Origin of the sequence: Thorsellia anophelis DSM 18579, assembly GCF_900111395.1 — a bacterium.
In the GTDB taxonomy this organism is placed as follows: domain Bacteria; phylum Pseudomonadota; class Gammaproteobacteria; order Enterobacterales; family Thorselliaceae; genus Thorsellia; species Thorsellia anophelis.
On record NZ_FOHV01000005.1, the window covers coordinates 69923 to 88243 of the forward strand.

12 protein-coding genes are annotated in these 18321 nt (G+C 35.7%); 1 reads left to right on the plus strand and 11 read right to left on the minus strand.

Annotated features, from left to right (window positions below; genetic code table 11):
* Nucleotides 1–28: 28 nt before the first annotated feature.
* From solA to BMW37_RS04310, 8 genes are all read right to left on the minus strand, one after another.
* Nucleotides 29–1165, minus strand: a complete 1137-nt coding sequence (gene solA, locus BMW37_RS04275; RefSeq protein WP_093318067.1) for an N-methyl-L-tryptophan oxidase — start codon at nucleotides 1163–1165, stop codon at nucleotides 29–31.
* A 63-nt stretch (nucleotides 1166–1228) separates the two neighbouring features.
* Nucleotides 1229–2284 carry a dihydroorotase gene (gene pyrC / locus BMW37_RS04280; RefSeq protein WP_093318069.1) on the minus strand — a complete coding sequence of 352 codons (1056 nt, stop codon included), beginning with the start codon at nucleotides 2282–2284 and terminating at the stop codon, nucleotides 1229–1231.
* Nucleotides 2285–2394: 110 nt separating this feature from the next.
* Nucleotides 2395–5280, minus strand: coding sequence for a ribonuclease E (gene rne / locus BMW37_RS04285; protein ID WP_093318070.1), 2886 nt, complete (start codon nucleotides 5278–5280; stop codon nucleotides 2395–2397).
* A gap of 556 nt (nucleotides 5281–5836) precedes the next feature.
* Entirely contained in the window at nucleotides 5837–6652 is an 816-nt protein-coding gene (gene rsmA, locus BMW37_RS04290; protein WP_093318072.1) for a 16S rRNA (adenine(1518)-N(6)/adenine(1519)-N(6))-dimethyltransferase RsmA, read from the minus strand.
* A gap of 132 nt (nucleotides 6653–6784) precedes the next feature.
* On the minus strand, nucleotides 6785–7804 hold the full coding sequence (pdxA, locus tag BMW37_RS04295; protein ID WP_093318073.1) for a 4-hydroxythreonine-4-phosphate dehydrogenase PdxA: 1020 nt from the start codon (nucleotides 7802–7804) through the stop codon (nucleotides 6785–6787).
* Nucleotides 7785–9095: a peptidylprolyl isomerase SurA gene (gene surA / locus BMW37_RS04300; RefSeq protein WP_093318075.1), complete on the minus strand. Its 1311-nt coding sequence runs from the start codon at nucleotides 9093–9095 to the stop codon at nucleotides 7785–7787. Before surA ends, pdxA begins: the two co-directional genes overlap by 20 nt.
* A 78-nt stretch (nucleotides 9096–9173) precedes the next feature.
* Complete coding sequence (lptD, locus tag BMW37_RS04305) at nucleotides 9174–11477, minus strand: LPS assembly protein LptD (RefSeq protein ID WP_093318077.1); 2304 nt, start codon at nucleotides 11475–11477, stop codon at nucleotides 9174–9176.
* A gap of 309 nt (nucleotides 11478–11786) precedes the next feature.
* A complete protein-coding gene (locus tag BMW37_RS04310) occupies nucleotides 11787–13223 on the minus strand; it encodes an APC family permease (RefSeq protein ID WP_093318078.1) in 1437 nt (478 codons plus the stop codon).
* Between the two features lie 928 nt (nucleotides 13224–14151).
* Between BMW37_RS04310 and ppnN the strand changes: the two genes are divergently transcribed.
* Nucleotides 14152–15522: a nucleotide 5'-monophosphate nucleosidase PpnN gene (gene ppnN / locus BMW37_RS04320; RefSeq protein ID WP_093318080.1), complete on the plus strand. Its 1371-nt coding sequence runs from the start codon at nucleotides 14152–14154 to the stop codon at nucleotides 15520–15522.
* 159 nt (nucleotides 15523–15681) lie between these two features.
* Here the strand turns inward: ppnN and BMW37_RS04325 are convergent, their stop codons facing one another.
* The 3 genes from BMW37_RS04325 to rdgC form a co-directional block, all read right to left on the minus strand.
* Complete coding sequence (locus tag BMW37_RS04325) at nucleotides 15682–16383, minus strand: Cache 3/Cache 2 fusion domain-containing protein (RefSeq protein WP_177168575.1); 702 nt, start codon at nucleotides 16381–16383, stop codon at nucleotides 15682–15684.
* Between the two features lie 190 nt (nucleotides 16384–16573).
* Nucleotides 16574–16957, minus strand: coding sequence for a RidA family protein (locus BMW37_RS04330; RefSeq protein WP_093318082.1), 384 nt, complete (start codon nucleotides 16955–16957; stop codon nucleotides 16574–16576).
* Nucleotides 16958–17057: 100 nt separating this feature from the next.
* Nucleotides 17058–17942 (minus strand): recombination-associated protein RdgC, encoded by an 885-nt coding sequence (gene rdgC / locus BMW37_RS04335; protein WP_093318083.1) that lies wholly within the window; start codon nucleotides 17940–17942, stop codon nucleotides 17058–17060.
* Nucleotides 17943–18321: the final 379 nt, after the last annotated feature.

Consider the following 18321-nt stretch of genomic DNA (forward strand, 5'->3'; position numbering starts at 1 on the left):
AATGTCATCCCATTGTAGGCTAAAAATATTAACTGCTCTTAGATTGATTAAAACGATTTAATTTAAAAGGACTCAGATCAAATTCGCAGTCATCACCTTTAGCAAAATCTGAAATAATTTCACCTAAAACTGAAGCAAATTTATAGCCGTGGCCACTTAATCCGCTGACAACATAAATATTTTCGTCAATTGTATCAATGATAAAATCTTCATCTGCCGTCATATCATAGGTGCACGAAGCCCCATAAAGACATCCACCTACACCAGGTAAATAATGCTTAAGAAAATCTAATAAGGCTCTACCATCTGTAGGATGCCTACCAAATGGTAATCGTTCTTCTTTTTTTTCAATTGGTTGCCAGTCTAAGTGCTTACCTAGCTTTAATTCATCATTAACAGCAGGGAACCCATAAAAACCTTCACCCTGTTCATTTTCAATCACAAACGCAGGAAATTTATTATTTTGACTAAAACGACCATCAGCTTGATGCCAAGCAAACACCCTTCTTATAGGCGTTATTGGAATATCAGGTAACAATTTTTTAACCCAAGTACCAGCGCACACTGCGACTTTTTTACTATAATAAGTACCATCTTGTGTAATGACTTCAATTCCTTGCCCTTTCCTATTAATAGCTGTTACTTCACAGTTAAAGAGCTGAGCACAACCTAGCTCATTTGCTAGTTTAATATAACTTTTAATCGCATTCTCACAGTATAATATACCTGCATTTGGCTCATAAACAGTTATATAGCTGTCTGGCAAGTTAATTTCAGGCCATCGAACTTTGGCCTCTTTTCCTGAAGTAATATCGACATTAAGATTATACTGTTTTGCACTTTGTATAGCTTGTTGTATAAATTCTGAATGCTCTGGTGCTGCGTTTAGTACACCTGTCTTTTCAAAAATAGGGGATTCACTTTGCAAATGGAGGTCTGACCAGAGTGACTGAGCTTTAAGCAATAACGGCACATAATTCTCACCTTCGCCATACGCATGCCGGATAATTCGTGTTTGCCCATGATGCGATCCATCAGTATGAGGAGGGAAATGGCTATCAATCATCAATACATTCATGCCCGCTTTCTTGCTATAATATCCAGCCGCAGCACCTACGGAACCACTACCAATTATAATTAAATCATATTCTGCTTGTGATGTCATACTCTGCCCCACATTCATATTTAACAATGACATTAAAAAAATAAATTGTTAATCTGCATTAAATTAACTCTTTATTACTTGCCAAGCTAACGTTTCACCAGCCATGAAAGGTACGATTTGATTATCCCCTACTTCAATAACGCTTGGTTGAATAGAATCTTGCTTTTCAAGAGTGATAATTTCTTCATTCACTGGTAAACCATAAAAATTAGCGCCATTAATTGAAGCAAATTGTTCAAAGTATTCAAGTGCATTCATCTGTTCAAATACTTCAGCATATATAGCTAAAGCATTAAGTGCATTAAATGCACCAGCGCACCCACATGCATGCTCTTTTAAGTGTTTAAAATGCGGTGCAGAGTCAGTACCCAAAAATATTCTTGGATGTCCTGTTGCAATCGCTTGACGTAATGCATTTTGATGGATATTACGTTTTAAAATAGGTAAACAGTATAAATGCGGTTTTATACCACCTACTAGCATATCATTTCGATTTAAGAGAAGGTGCTGTGGTGTGATGGTTGCACCTATAAAAAGATCACCCTCAAGAATGTATTGAGCTGCTTCTTTAGTTGTAATATGTTCAAGAACAAGTTTTAATTCTGGAAAGTCAGCTCGAATTTTAGTTAATGTTCGATCAATAAACACAGCCTCTCTATCAAAAATATCAATCTCTTTATCTGTTACTTCTCCGTGTATTAAAAGCGGCATTCCAATCTTTTGCATGCATTCAAATAAAGGATACGCTTCACGTAAATCTTCAATGCCATGGCTTGAATTAGTAGTGGCATGTGCTGGATATAATTTTGCGGCAACAAATAATTTTTGAGAGAAACCCTGTTCTAAAATTTGAGGAGTCACATTTTTTGATAGATAGCATGTCATCAAAGGGGTAAAAGTATGCCCATTTGGAATTGCTGTGATAATTTTTTTTCGATATTCAATTGCTTGATCTAATGTTGTTATTGGCTGTGCTAGGTTTGGCATAATAATTGCCCTAGCATAATGGGCTGTTGTAAAAGGCAATACAGTTTTAAGCACCTCACCATCCCTAACGTGTAAATGCCAATCATCTGGACGCTTAATTTTAATCTGTTTTATCGCAATTTGGTTTTGCATAATTACCTCTAATATTTTTATTGCCAGTAAGTTATTTTTTGGTGGTATTACTATGCAAATACGCCTGCATATGCAGGCGTATTTATCACGTATTTAAACAACATATAATGCTAATGATAGCTTGGTTTACTCATAGGGGCCGTTGCGATATTAGTGGCAAAACTTGCACCAGCACGTCCTTTTCCATCAAATACAAATTCTGGTCTAACCCAATCGCTTTGCTTTGGAACCATTGGTATATATACCGGAGCAGGTGCTTTAGTAACAGGGGCAGCCCCATGCAATTGTTTACGTTTTGCCATTGATATAGCTGATTTTTCAGGTATTGTTTTACCACTTGCTACAGATTCTGTCTGCGTCGGAATATTTTGAATATCCACCACAATTTCTTCATCTATAGATTCATCACTTAAATTAACTGATGAAATGTCGGTGTGCATAGGTGACTTTATACTAATTTCCTCACCTTTATCAATTTCACCCACTCCATTCGCGTGTTCAAATCCTAGCTGTGCTGATACAATTTTATCAGTACTTAAATCAAAATTCTCAGTTTGTGGCATTATTTGGGGTTCGGTGCCTTGGCTCAATTTATCAGAAGCAGCATTAGAAACACTTAATATTGATTGTTCTAATTCTGCTGCTTGTGCAATTGCTTCTTGTTGCTTGTTTAATTGATAATAATTCACCCAAACCTTACCTGATGCCATTTCTGGAGATGCGAATGCACCTTCTAGCTGAACAGGGGCAACACTTAAATCGTAACGCATTCTTTTACGGCGTTGTCCATTTGCTCGCAAATGTCTTGGTGATCGTCTAGAACGTTTTGTTTTATCTTGAAATTCATCAGATACAGCTGGAGCATGTGTCTCACTAACATTCATTGGTTCCTGTACTTGCGCAACTAAATTAGATGCCTCATCTTGAACTCTTACTGATGAAGTATTTTTTCTGCGCTCTCTACGGGGTTTCGTTGTGATAACATCACTCGCACGCTCTTTAACTGGTTTTTTGCTAGTTTCAGCAGTAGCGCCTTCAACCTCTCCTACTTTTGCCTTTTGAGAATCATTTCTTGGATTCATTCTCGTTTTTGCATCGTTACGATTAGGGCGCATATTTTTTGAAGCACTTTCTGTACTTGAGTCTAAAGATTCCGCTACTTCTGCTCGTGGTGCCCGCTCATTTCTCGGTCTATCACGCCTATTGCGTGCCTGATTATTACGGTTTCGATTTTGATGAGGTCTTTGGGCCGTGATTTCAGTTGTTTCTTCTTTAGCGGTTTCAGTACCGTTGAATAACGATTTAAAAAACTTACTTATGAATCCAAACATTCCAACAGATTCAGGCGTGCTTGTTCTAGAATGTTGAACAGGCGGTGGCGTATCTGCAGTAATCGTATGAGCTTTTACAGCAGGTTGCTGTTCGATAACTTTTTTAACAGGTGTAGATTCTTCTACTAATGGCAGTTTATTCGCATCATAAAGTTCAGCTAACTTATAGCTCAGTTGTTCAGGTGAGTCTCCCTTTTTCATACGTTGAATATGATAATGTGGCGTCTGCATATTTTCATTAGGCACAATGATGATTTTTAAGCCTTTATTTTCATTTTCAATAGCATGTACAGCATCACGTTTTTCATTTAACAGATAAGAAGCTATTTGAACAGGTACTATAACTTGCACTTCACTCGTTTTATCTTTTAAAGCTGCTTCTTCAATTAAACGCAAAATTGATAAAGATAAAGATTCATTATCACGCACACGTCCTGTACCGCTACATCTTGGGCAAATATGATGACTCGATTCATTTAATGACGGACTTAGTCTCTGCCTTGACATTTCAAGTAAGCCAAACTTAGATATTCTAGTCACTTGTATTCTCGCTCTATCTGAGCGAACTGCATCACGCAATCTAGATTCAACTTCACGTTGATGCCTGATAGGAGTCATATCAATAAAATCGATTACAATTAACCCGCCTAGGTCACGAAGGCGTAATTGTCTAGCAATTTCATCAGCAGCTTCAAGATTAGTATTAAATGCTGTTTCTTCAATATCCTTACCCCGAGTAGAACGAGCTGAGTTGATATCAATTGCAGTGAGTGCTTCAGTCGTATCAATTACAATTGATCCACCTGATGGTAAGCGAACCTCACGTTGATAAGCTGATTCAATTTGAGATTCGATTTGAAAATGGCTAAATAATGGTGTATCGCCAGTATAGAGTTTTATTTTACTGATGAAATCAGGACGACCAAGCGTTCCTATATGTAGTTTTGCTTCCTCATATAGCTCTGGACTATCAATTAAAATTTCTGAAATATCAGGACGAAGATAATCTCTAAATGCTCTGACGATAACACTACTTTCCTGATGAATTAAAAAAGGCGCAGGACGGCTTGCAGCAGCTTGTTTAATTGCTTCCCAATGTTTAATTCTAAATGACAAGTCCCATTGTAATGCCTCAGCAGACTTACCCATACCAGCAGTACGGATGATTAATCCCATTTCAGAAGGGATATCTAGCACTGAGAGCGCCTCTTTTAATTCACTACGTTCTTCACCCTCAATACGTCTTGATATACCGCCAGCTCTAGGATTATTCGGCATCAGCACTAAATAACTACCAGCAAGACTAATAAAAGTGGTGAGTACAGCATTTTTATTACCGCGCTCTTCTTTCTCAACTTGAACAATCATCTCTTGTCCCACTTCTAGGACATCAGCGATATTTGGACGACCTTCTCCACTACTTCGTTTAGAAAAATACTCACGAGAGACTTCTTTGAAAGGCAAAAATCCACGACGTTCACAGCCATAATCTACCCAAGCTGCATCTAAACTAGGCTCTAGCTTGCTGATTTTTCCTTTGTAGATATTAGATTTTTTAAGTTCATGATTAGTATTCTCGATATCGAGATCATATAGACGCTGACCATCAACAAGAGCAACTCGAAGTTCTTCTTGCTGTGTCGCATTGATTAACATTCTTTTCATAGTTCAATACTCAATTGTTTTGACATATTTGTCATACATATTTTACGATTGAGCAGAACAACACAGATTGATTTAGTATACTTAGGCTAAAAAAGCCTTGTCTAGCAAGAGCTTAATTGGCAACCTCCCGGCTGGCATTGTTAGCACGTGTACATCATGAATAGTGAATCGATTGTAAGTAACATGTTATTTATTGAATACAGGACATCTGTCCGCTTAATTATCTTATAGACCTAAATTACGTGTAATCTTAATGAATTAATTTTCACTTTCTAAAATTTCTGTGGTGATCTGCTCACCAATCTTTTTATTACGTCTTATGCCGTTGCAGCGTAATAAAAAGCCAAAATTATTCTTACTGTTATTTTTTGTCACTCAATTTGCTTTGTCATTATCGTTTTGATAATTCTTAGGCAAACGGCAGTTTTCTTTCATCAATAACGCATACCTTTATACATCAAACTGAAAGTTTTTTATAGTACTAATCCAAATATTTTTGCATTTTGAGATTAAGGACAAACTTTTTACTACGTTAACACAATATTATTTTGTATTGTTAATCATTCGCCGTGCATTTTTGCGATAAATGATTAACTAAGTCACAATATTGTTTAATGGTGATGTTTTCAGCTCTGAGTTTTTCATCAATGCCAACCTTATTTAAATCTTCCAAAGAAGCCATTTCACTTAGGCTATTGCGTAAGGTTTTACGTCTTTGTGCAAATGCTGCAGCTGTGACACGAGACAATAATTTAATATCGTCAACTAAATGAGGTGGATTTTTATGTGGTACAAGCTTTACAACAGCTGAGTCAACTTTTGGCGCGGGTTTAAAAGCATTAGGGGGAACTTCTAATACAGGGATAACTTCACAATAATATTGTGCCATAATCGATAATCGACCATAAGTTTTACTTCCTGGTCCTGCTACTAATCGTTCAACAACCTCTTTTTGTAGCATAAAAAACATATCTTCTATCGTGCGTGTATACGTAAATAGGTGAAACATCAGCGGCGTGGAAATATTATAAGGAAGATTACCAAAAACCCTAAGGGGGGTATCATGTTCGACTGCGAGTTTAGTGAAATCAAACTTCATAGCATCTTCTTGATAAATTGTGAGTTTATCACGGATAAACGGATGAGAGGCTAGTCTTGCTGCTAAATCTCTATCAATTTCGATGACATTTAATTTATCTACTCTAGCAACTACAGCCTCCGTCAATGCCCCTAATCCAGGACCTATTTCAACCAAAACTTGACCATTTTGAGGATGAATTGCTGCAACAATATTTTGAATGACATTATTATCAACTAGAAAATTCTGCCCAAACCGTTTTCTAGCAGTATGGCCTAAGTGTGTTTTATTCATTAATTTCTCATTTCATGCTAATTATGCATAATTTATCGCATATTATTCAATTATTTAATGCCGAGATTATGATATCTCAGCGCAGTAATTTTTCTGATAACTCTTATCTATTTTTCTTTGTATTCTAGCGTTTTAATAAGCAATTAGTTTCTTAATCAGGTTATAAGCGGTTAAAATACTACCTTCATTTGCTTTTCCTGTACCAGCTAAATCTAGCGCAGTTCCATGATCCACAGACACCCTAATAAATGGTAAGCCAAAGGTAATATTAACGGCCTCACCAAAACCTTGATACTTCAACACAGGCAATCCTTGGTCATGATACATAGCCAAAAATATATCTGCACTCTCAAGATATTTTGGCTGAAATACCGTATCCGCAGGCATTGGACCGACTAAGTTGAGTCCCTCACTTTTAAGCTTCTCAATAACAGGGATAATCACATCTATCTCTTCTCGACCTAAATGCCCCCCCTCGCCTGCATGAGGATTTAATCCACAAACAAAAATATTTGGCGTTTTAATACGGTACTTAACCTTAAGCTCAGTATCAATTGTTTTTAACACTTGTGAGAGGCCTTCAAACGTGATTGCTTCACTGACCTCTTTTAATGGGATGTGCGTAGTGGCTAGTGCAACTTTCATTTTATCTGTTGCCAGCACCATAACAACTTGGTGTGCACCAGACAATTCAGCTAAAAGCTCAGTATGTCCTGAAAATGTAATCCCTGCATCATTAATAATTCCTTTATGTACAGGGGCTGTTAATAGAGCACAGAATTCACCTTCCAAACATCCTTTAGTTGCTCTCACTAGAGTATCAACAACATATTGACTATTTAAGCTAGATAGCTGTCCAGGTACCACATTTTGTCCAAGCGGAATATGAAGTACTCTTAATTGAAGCGGACGGGTTTTATGACCTAACGGGGTATAATCTAATGTTTCATCAGACTGATTGCTTTTATCATACTCAATTATCTCAATAGGTATTTCTAATAATTGAGCACGTTGCAGAAGCATATATTTATCAGCGCAGATAACTAATTGGTTATCATTAGTTATCTGCGCTAGTTTTAACACTAGATCTGGGCCTATCCCTGCAGGCTCGCCGGGAGTAACAATAATAGGCTTATTCTTTAACATAACCATCTGTAATTTTGATATAAGCACCAGCTCTTAACTGTCTTTCCCACATTTGTGCTTCTTGGGCAAGTTTACGGTTAAAAATAATCTCTCTAGCTCTATCCTTGTAGCCTTCCTCAGTCTTGTCTGTTGAACGTTTATCTAATAACTCTATTAAATGAAAACCAAAACTAGATTCAATTGGTTCACTTAATTGATTTTTACTTAATCTTAATAATCCATCTGCAAAACCAGGATCATAAGCGTTGACATTAGACCAACCTAACTCCCCACCTTTCTGAGCTGAACCTGGATCTTCAGAATATTGTTTTGCTGCTTGCTCAAATGTCAATGTGCCTGCTTTAATTTGATCAGCAATATCTTTTAATTTAGCTCTAGCTTGCTCAGCATTAAACACCGGTGAGGTTTTAACCAAAATATGCCTTGCATTCACTTCGGTTACATTTAAAACTTGTTTAGTACTTCTTGCGTCATTTACTTTTAGAATGTGGTATCCAATTGGAGAGCGTAATGGGCCTATAATTTGTCCTTTTGTAGGACTAGTTAATTTTTCAGCAAAAAATGGCGGTAATTCTTCAACTTTTCCCCACCCCATTTGACCACCGTCAAGTGCCTGAGCATCAGCTGAATAAGTATAAGCTAACTTAGCAAAATCTCCGCCATTTTTGACCTGGTTAATGATTTCTATTGCTAATTCTAATCCATCACTCTCTTCTAATGCAGAAGGATTTTGCGGTAACGCAATAAGAATATGGCTAAGATTCACTTCATATCTATCAATATTTTGTGCAGAGATCTGTTTTGCTAATGATTCAACTTCAGCATCTGGGATCCTAATTTTCTTACCTAATTCAATCGATTGAACTTGATTTAACTTAATATCCTTACGTACTTGCGCTCGATAACTAGAATAAGATATACCTTGGCTTTCAAGGTGGGCCTGCATCTCACCTACCGAAATACCATTTCTCATTGCAATATCAGCAATCGCAGCATCTAGACTTTCATCTGTAATTTTGATTCCTCGTTTATCAGCAATTTGCATTTGAATGCTTTCAGCAATTAATCTATCTAAAATTTGTTTTCTCAAACGTTCATCATCAGGAAGTTGCTGATTACTTTGCACTGCATTGGCTTTAATATTAGCTAACATTTTTTCAACATCGCCTTGAAGCACAACACTGTCATTAACAATTGCAGCAATACTGTTCATTTCAACTGGAGCCGAATAAGCTATTTGGCTAAATAATTGTCCACAAACGAGTGACACTAATAAAATTTTATGTATTTTTTTCATATCCTATCCATTGATAAATCAGTCAAAAATCTAAACCTTTTAAGCTATAGCTACTTGATATCCTACCACAACTATAATCTAAAAACTTCTACGGTACGGTAAAATACCCTGTTTCAACATATTTTGCGACCCTAAATCAATTTCACGTCCTAGTCCATTGATTTGGAAAATAAGGGAAATTTTTTCATCATACCGACTTTCATCGTTCATAAATCCAATAATTTTCCTTTCATAGCTTACACCAAGCCCCCAGCAACAACTATTATATTGAAGACCAGCAAATTGTTCAGCAGGTTTATTTGAATTCGTATCATAATAAACTCGACCGACAAGTGCTACTTTTTCGAATACAGGCCAGCTCGCAATAAGCCCTGTTTGCGAAATGCCATCTAAATATCTCGGATTTGATGGATTATTTCTACCGTCCAAGGTAGCTGTAATATAATCCGAGTTTGCATAACGGTAGCTTGCCTGGATTAGCCTATCTTTGTCTTTTCTATACTCAATAATACTATTTGCAACTGCCAGTGAACTTAGCCTAGTATCATATTGCAGACCGCCCCTTAGTCCCCAAAATTCATCTATTTTAAACATGCTATCAGCAGCCCAGGTCAAACTTCCCCTTTCTGCATTTTCATCAATTTTTGAACTAAATTGACCGTCTTCTGTTTTTTGGGGTGAAAAATGATAAATTTGACCAATCGAAAAATTAAAGCGTTCTTCTGCATTTTTATCATAAACACGTGAGGTAACTCCAGTTGCAAGTAAATTACTGGAAGCTATTCTATCTATTCCGCTATAGATTCTATCTCTAAAAAGCCCAATCGTATCATTTTGTAATAATGCAGAATCAAGATTAATTATATTAGTTTGATCTTTAAATGGGGTGTATAGGTATTGCACTCTTGGTTCAAGTGTTTGGGTAAACGAATCTTCGTAACCAAAACGTCTCTCAAATACCATTCGGGCATCAGCACGATATTGTGCAAGCACTCGCGAGTAATGTTTTTTATAATCACTAGATTGGGTAAATCTATTATCTCTATCTTGTTGATAATAAGTACCGAGCAACTTAACTTCTGTATCTAAACTTGCATATTGATTGCTTAAGGGTAAATTTAGCGTCGGCTCAATGTGCCAACGAGTAATATTTGGATTTCTAGGGTTGTCGTTTTTAAACTGAACAAACTGCCCAAATGTTTTTAGATCTAAATAACCTAAATCTGGTTTGTAATAATTAAAATCTAGCTTTGGCTCACTTCGATATGCAGATGGAGTAGAGTCAGCAAAAATTTGAAAGCGTGTTGAGGACAATGAAATATCAAAACTTTGGTCAGCATAACCTGCCGATAAATTCTGTGTCGCATATCCAGAAGTTGAATTACCATACAAAGTTTCCAAGTCAGTAAAATATCGAATATCACTAACTCTCGTAAAATCTGCATTTAGCCGCCATACTTTGTTTATCACACCACTATGCTGCCAATAAAACAACCAACGATCACGATCTGCAAGCTTATCATCTTTTAAATAATCCCCTTGCATTAGCCCACTACCTGATTGGTTTAGATATCGAAATTCATTTTGTAATTGCAGGCCTCTAGCAGAGATATAATGGGGTGAAATGGTTGCATCATAATTAGGGGCAATATTCCAATAATAAGGAATTGTGAATTCAAAATCATTAGAAGAACTATATCTAAATGATGGTAATAAAAACCCTGAACGCCTCCTATCCCCTAATGGAAACTCAAGATAAGGTGAGTATAAAATAGGAACAGGGCCTAATCTGACAATCGCATTAAATACTTTGGCGACTTCATCTTCTTTATCATGAATAACGGTCGTACCGCTTACACTCCAACTATTATCGCCTTGTAAACATGAAGTAAATGTTCCATTTTTTAAAATGGTAAATCTGCTATTATCACGAATCTCTAATTTTTCTGCTTCTCCACGACCTTGCCTGCCTACCATGTCGTAAAATCCTTTTGTGACATCAGTATCACGATTTAGTAAGTCTGTGTGAGCAGTATCCCCTGTTAACTGAACGATATTATCTTTATAAAAGACATTACCTGTTGCTGTCGCAGTACGATTAGTCAAATCTTCATTCTGAGTTAATCTTAATCTATCTGTTTTAAGAGTACTATTACCTTGATTTAGAATAACATTACCAACAAATAATGCATCTGATGGATAAAAGCCAATGAGTTCGTCCGCATCAATACTAACTGGTAGATCGTTTATAGAGCCTTCGACTAGTTCTCCCTCAAATTTAGGGACCCCGAGTAGACACTGCTCAGTTAAAGTCTGTGCAAGTGCTGTTGGGCATATCAAAATAGATAGCGTTGTTAGTAAAAATTTTGAAGAGGATTTCATTCACGTCACAAAAGATAAGTTGAAATAAATTAAAGAAAAATTAGCTAGCATTTAAATTCATGATAAAAATATATTGGTATTATATATAGCTTTAAAATAGAAATAAATTTAAGGGGCTATAATTTTAATCACTTTTAATCATCGCTAACCGTTGCTAACTGGATAAAGTTTAAAATAGATGATATCAAACGACATAATTAATTATATTGTAACACCAAGATTAGAACTTTACACCAAAAAAGAATAATGGCGCAAGAATGCGCCATTATTAAAGTCTATAAGTTAAATCGTTAGAATTTAATCGTGATATTATTCTGTTTTATCATGACTTTCTTCATCATCGATTTCCTCATGCAACTCAGGCATTTTATTTTTAAAGCCCCGTGTTAAAACTAGCATATAAAGAAAACCTAAACCTGCCCAACCTAATCCTAAGTACATTGCATGGCTGTCTAAACTGAACCAAAGGGAGCTAACAGTCAAAACACCAAAAACAGGTAAAATTAAGTATTTAAATGTATCAACAAAACTTTGGCGTCTGCCTTCAGTTACATAAAATTTTGCGATAACCGATATATTCACAAATGTAAATGCAACTAGTGCCCCAAAAGCGATTAATGAATATCCTAAATCTGCATCAAAATTTACAGCAATTAAGCATAAAGCACCTGCTATAGCAATATTATAAATTGGTGTTCTGAATTTAGGGTGTAAATATCCAAATACTGATTTAGGTAAAACCCCATCACGCCCCATCACATACATTAAACGTGAAACGCCTGCTTGTGAAGCTAGACCTGATGCAATAACAGTCACACTTGAAAAAACAAGAATGATAGCTTGGACTAAGGTACCTGCAACTAATTTAATAATATCAGGTTGAGTTGAGCTTAAATCACTAAAATGACTTACCAGAGGTAAATTTATGCCAAGTGACGGTATATGTAATCCTTGATAAGGAAAGAATATCTCAAGGACATACGATACAATAATAAATAGAATCCCGCCAACAAACGCTGTTAAGAAGATTGCTCTAGGAACAACTTTTCTAGCATTATGAGTTTCTTCAGTTAAAGAGCTGATCCCATCAAATCCTAAGAAAGAGAAACAGAGTATTGTTGCCCCACCAATGATTAAAAATGGGTCAAATGTTTCTGAAAAGAAAGGCTTGATTGTAACAAGCGCATTTGAGCTCTGAGCATGTAAATCAGAAGCTGTACCAATTTTATATATCATCAGTCCAGTAAAAACAACAATAATCCCAATCTGAACTAATACAATGATCTTATTGAAATTAGAAACCAATTTCAAACCATAAATATTAGCACCAGTCATTAACACAGTTAGCACAACTACGAAAACCCATGCAGGGATAAATGGCATGATTTCATGTAAATAGAGTTTTGCTAATAAAATATTAATCATTGGCATTAATAAATAATCAAGCATTGCAGCCCAACCTACCATAAACCCTAAATGGGGGCTTACTGTTTTTTGAGTGTAGGTATAAGCTGAACCTGCAGAAGGAAAACGTTTTACCATCTGCCCATAGCTGTATGCAGTAAATAGCATAGCAATTAATGCAAAAATATATGCGGTAGGAACATGTCCTCTAGAATCATTTTGCACAAGTCCAAAGGTATCGAACACTGTCATTGGTTGAAGATAGGCAAGCCCCATCATAACCATAGCAAAAAGGGTTAGCGTTTTTTTCAGCCGAATTGGCTCGTTATGTTTAGCGGTCATTTTCTTATCTCCAAATGTATGTGTTATTAATGAAAAAATTCAAAACAGTTTCAAACTTGTTTTCATGTGGCAGAGCCACCACCTGTCTCAGAAAACTTCGAAGCTGTTTAACACATGCTTGTGGCGAAAAAAATCGCAACGTAAATTGAGGCGTACCCCAAGAAAATCGTGTGGAAAATTGACCTAAGCCAATAAACCGGGATTGTTCGATTATGGCTCGAACAGCATCAGCGAGTGCTGGTGATAATTGAAATTTGTTTTCCATTATCTTCCCTAATTTATAAAAGGCGTCTAAACGCTTTGGATAAAATATTCTCCGGATATTTTCCGGCCCCTTTTGGTTTATTAGTTAACTGTTTATTTTAACAATTAACGATTTTTACTCTCGATTGTTGTATAGCTTTTCAAAACTTCACTCTATTTTCTCAAATAACTGATAAAATAGAACTTTAACGCAAAAAAATAACCGCCACCCAATTTGGATGTCGGCCCTTTTAATGTGACGCGCATTTTGCCTAACTCTCGCCCGACAAGCAAGCAAGAAAATCTTTTTTTTGCTTTATTTTTGAGCAACTGTTTTACTTATTTTTTATGTCTCCTGCTCTGTTTTCAGCTTAAGCAGTGATTAATTTATTTGTGTGAATTCTTATCATTAAAATACAATAACTTAAAAAATGATACTTAAGCGAAATTCTTTCATGCCATCATTATATTTTCCCTTCGAAATTTAATTCACGGACTAATATGGAGCAGTTTAAATGTTGATAGAGTCATCATTGTGTTAATTTTTTGTACACCGTGCTAAAATAAGCTAGTTAGAATTGGAACCTGCTGTTTTATCATGTAATCGTTTCAAATAAACTTAAATTGCCGATTTACATTATGGTGATAAAACTTAAAACAATCTTTAGAAATAGGAGTCCCTACGTTGATTACACAAATTAGTCCCTTAGGTGCAATGGATCTGTTATCACAGATTGAAGTCGACCGTTTAAAAGAGACCTCTAAAGGAGATCTTTACCGTCTTTTTCGTAATTGTTCATTAGCCGTATTAAACTCTGGCAGCCTAACAGATAACAGCAAGGAATTACTTGAGAAACATTCTAATTTTTCAGTTAATGTTTTGAGACGTGAGCGTGGCATAAAATTAGAACTAGTGAATCCTCCTACACATGCTTTTGTAGATGGTCATATTATTCGTTCCATCCAAGCGAATTTATTTGCTGTTTTACGAGATATTTTATTTGTTGGTGAGCAAATCACAGAGAAATATGCAGATTTTGATGAAACAGATCCAAGTGCAAGTGCACATATGACTAATCTTGTCTTTACCATTTTACGTAATGCACGTGCGTTAAGACTTGATGAAGACCCTAATTTAATCGTTTGTTGGGGTGGGCACTCTATTGGTGCTGAAGAATATCTCTATTCTAGACGCGTTGGTAATCAATTAGGACTTCGTGGATTAAATATTTGTACTGGCTGTGGTCCTGGTATTATGGAAGGTCCAATGAAAGGAGCTGCAGTGGGACATGCTCAGCAGCGCTATCATCAAAGCCGTTTTCTTGGTATTACAGAACCTTCAATTATCGCAGCAGAGCCACCTAATCCATTAGTTAATGAGCTAATTATCATGCCAGATATTGAAAAGAGACTAGAAGCATTTGTACGTCTTGGACATGGAATTATCATATTCCCAGGAGGACCCGGTACAGCCGAAGAACTTTTATACCTACTTGGCATTTTACTCAACCCAGAGAATAAAGATGCAGAAATTCCACTTATTCTGACTGGCCCTAAGAGTGCAGCAGATTATTTTTACGCAATGGATGAATTCATTGTTGCGACTCTTGGCGAAGAGGCGAGAAAACACTATACAATTATTATTGATGATCCGGAAGATGTGGCAAGGCGGATGAAAAAAGCAATGGCGCATGTAAAAGAACATAGACGCCAAACGGGCGATGCCTATTCATTTAATTGGGGGCTAAAAATCAATCACGACTTACAAGTACCCTTCAATCCAACGCATGAAAATATGGCTAGCTTAGACTTACACAAAGATAGACCTGTAGAAAAACTAGCTGCCGATCTTAGACGTGCATTTTCTGGTATTGTAGCTGGGAATGTCAAAGAATCTGGTATAAAAGCCATTGAAAAGCATGGGCGTTACATCTTATCTGGCGATCCTGATATTATGCAAAGAATGGATAAATTGCTACAAAGTTTTGTTGAACAAGACAGAATGAAGTTACCAGGTGGTACGGCGTATGAACCATGCTATGAAATTCATCTGTAATTTATATTTTTAATCAGTAATTTCCCTCAGTTAATTCATCTTGATTTTTCTGAGGGTATATAACTGAGATTAAAGTAATTTTAAGTGTGTTTTTCATAAGCAAAGTTTGACTTGATGTTAAATTTATTATAACTCGTCAAACGTATCTACTTAGTAAAATTATATTTTTTCGCTAGAATTAAATTGTCCAACTACATCGATACCCAAAAATAAAATACCGATAACTTCACCGCTTTCGTTTGTAATTGGTCTATATTTGCTCATATAGTGTTGCCCAAAAAGAATCGTGGGTCCAAAATAACTTTCACCTTGAATAATTTTGTTATACGCAGGGCTACTACGTAATAGTATTGTACCTACTGCACGATCATTATTTTCATCTTCAACTGATGTTGATATGCGAATAAAATCATCCCCTTTTCGCACAAATATTGTTGAGACAACACCAGTCGTTTTTAAAAAATGATCTGGAATAGTTTCATTCAAATTAATAACTTTATCTCCATTCATTAACTTTGGGGTTTCAATTCCATTTATCAAAATAGTTTCATTTGGATCAATATAATATTCATCGGGATAATAGAGTTGTAATTCATAAGAGAATCTTTTTAATTCGTTATTGAGTGCTTTATCGGCGCTACTTACCATTTTAATCAGCCCAGAAACAGAGTCTTTAAACCTTGTTTGCTCAATGCTATTAGTGCTTAATGAAGTAAATTTACTTGGTAGAAGATTAAAAAAGGAGATGGATGCAAGTATCACCCCTAGAATAAAGATGATGATTGAAGTCAACTTATATTTATCTTTTGTTGGAAAGTGATTTATTAATCGTTTTGTTGATATTTTTATATAAGAAAACACGTATAAACATCCTTGTTTTATTTAGAGCGAATAGAGGAAAAATATCATCATTTTAATCTGAAATAAGTAGGCTAAAAACATCAAGATATTATTTAGCCTACTTAGTTTCATTTATTTTGAGCAGTCTTCAAACACAATAGCTTCAATCCATAAAGCAACTTTAAGAATACCATTCACGTATTAGGTTAGACTATACTCTAACTGCGATAGCTTCTATTTCAATTAATACATCTTTGGGTAATCTTGCAACTTCTACACAAGAACGCGCTGGAAAGCCAGATTGATTGTCTATGAAAAAAGACTCATAAACCGTATTAATTTCTGCAAAATCTTCCATATTTTTAATGAAAACTGTCATTTTAATAATATTACTTACATTAAGCCCTGCTTGGGTGATAATGGCTTTCACATTTTCAAGCGCTTGCTGTGTTTGCAGTATAATAGTGTCAGGAATCTCCCCTGTTTTTGGATTAACAGGAATTTGACCTGATGTAAACACAAGTGAACCAATATCGACTGCTTGAACATAAGGTCCTATCGCAGCAGGGGCACCAGTCGTTTGAATTGCTTTCATTTATTTCTCCATGTTCTTTTCAAATTATAACAAAAATAACACTTAAAAATCAATTGAAACATTTGATCTGTAAGCATTATTTACAATTAACTTACTAATACTAACTAAACAAATCATCAATTAGTTTGGTTAGCTCACCGCTCATTAATACAAAATCGGCATCAAACCTTTGCGCGTAGTCACTTTTGTCGATGTCACTATTTTGTTCTTTTACGACATCAGTAAATTTTATACGTTTCAACACTGCTTCATTTGTTAAAATGAAATCAACTTTCTCTCGCCAATTCAATGCAATATTTGTTACTAATTTACTATTTTCAATATGCTGCAATATTTCATCAGTTTGTAAATCTTGCTGCTTACATCGAATGACGCCGCCGTCAGTTTCACTTGATTTCAATTCAGCTTCCTGACCAAATTGCATAAAACTCGGTAATTCATCTTTTACCAGCCATGTAGTCATTGTATTTTCCAAAGGAACGTCAGGAATAAGTGGCACAACAGGTAAACTACCTACTGTTTTACGTAATAGGCTTAATATTTCCTCTGAGCGCTTAGCGCTTGCTGAATTGATGATGATTCGTTTATTTGGCAAATCAATCCACATCCAAGTTTGGCTATAACGACTGAAAGCTCTAGGAAGTAGAGTAATAATCACTTCTTCTTTCAATGTTGCTTTTTCAGCCTTACTAAGTTTTCGATTTGTTGCTGTTTCAACTTCATTAATTTTTAATTGTAACTGTTGTTTAATAACTTGTGCGGGGAGCATTTTTTCTTCTTTTCTCATGACTAACAAGCGCTGCTGTGCAACTTGGTGTAGAAATAAATCTGGATTAATATCTAGTGGCGCCCCCCACCCCATTTTCATTATTTCTTGCGATTGACAAGGTTTAAATGATTCTCTAGCTAACAAATCATTTAAATTATCAACCAGTATCGATTCATCTTCTTTAAGTTGATAAATACGAGCATTTGTAAACCACATAGGGCCCCCTAATAATAAAAACATAACGATGGCATGGTATTGAATCAATTTATTTAATCAAAAATACCTAAGCTAGACTATTGAACTCAATGGGCACTAAAAGCACACTGGGTAAACAACCTAAATTGATTTTAACATGTTTAGGTGTATGAATGAAAAAAATTGGGATAAATGACTTGACCTTACCGCTACAGGAAGGTTTATAGTGAGTACTAACTATTTTTACTCAGCTAATATTCTAATTTTTTTCTAGGATGCAATATGATATTCGATCAATCACTCCATTTTAATCTATTAGGTCTATCGAGCCAAAAATGTGTTAACCGACTTCAAAGTGAGCTGAATAATATTTCAGAGATCGAGCATTTTACGGTCACTA

Excerpts from the sequence above, each read along its gene's own strand:
- solA (WP_093318067.1), bottom strand. The coding sequence starts at position 1,165 with ATGACATCACAAGCAGAATATGATTTAATTATAATTGGTAGTGGTTCC.
- pyrC (WP_093318069.1), bottom strand. The coding sequence starts at position 2,284 with ATGCAAAACCAAATTGCGATAAAACAGATTAAAATTAAGCGTCCAGAT.
- rne (WP_093318070.1), bottom strand. The coding sequence starts at position 5,280 with ATGAAAAGAATGTTAATCAATGCGACACAGCAAGAAGAACTTCGAGTT.
- rsmA (WP_093318072.1), bottom strand. The coding sequence starts at position 6,652 with ATGAATAAAACACACTTAGGCCATACTGCTAGAAAACGGTTTGGGCAG.
- pdxA (WP_093318073.1), bottom strand. The coding sequence starts at position 7,804 with ATGGTTATGTTAAAGAATAAGCCTATTATTGTTACTCCCGGCGAGCCT.
- surA (WP_093318075.1), bottom strand. The coding sequence starts at position 9,095 with ATGAAAAAAATACATAAAATTTTATTAGTGTCACTCGTTTGTGGACAA.
- lptD (WP_093318077.1), bottom strand. The coding sequence starts at position 11,477 with ATGAAATCCTCTTCAAAATTTTTACTAACAACGCTATCTATTTTGATA.
- BMW37_RS04310 (WP_093318078.1), bottom strand. The coding sequence starts at position 13,223 with ATGACCGCTAAACATAACGAGCCAATTCGGCTGAAAAAAACGCTAACC.
- BMW37_RS04330 (WP_093318082.1), bottom strand. The coding sequence starts at position 16,957 with ATGAAAGCAATTCAAACGACTGGTGCCCCTGCTGCGATAGGACCTTAT.
- rdgC (WP_093318083.1), bottom strand. The coding sequence starts at position 17,942 with ATGTGGTTTACAAATGCTCGTATTTATCAACTTAAAGAAGATGAATCG.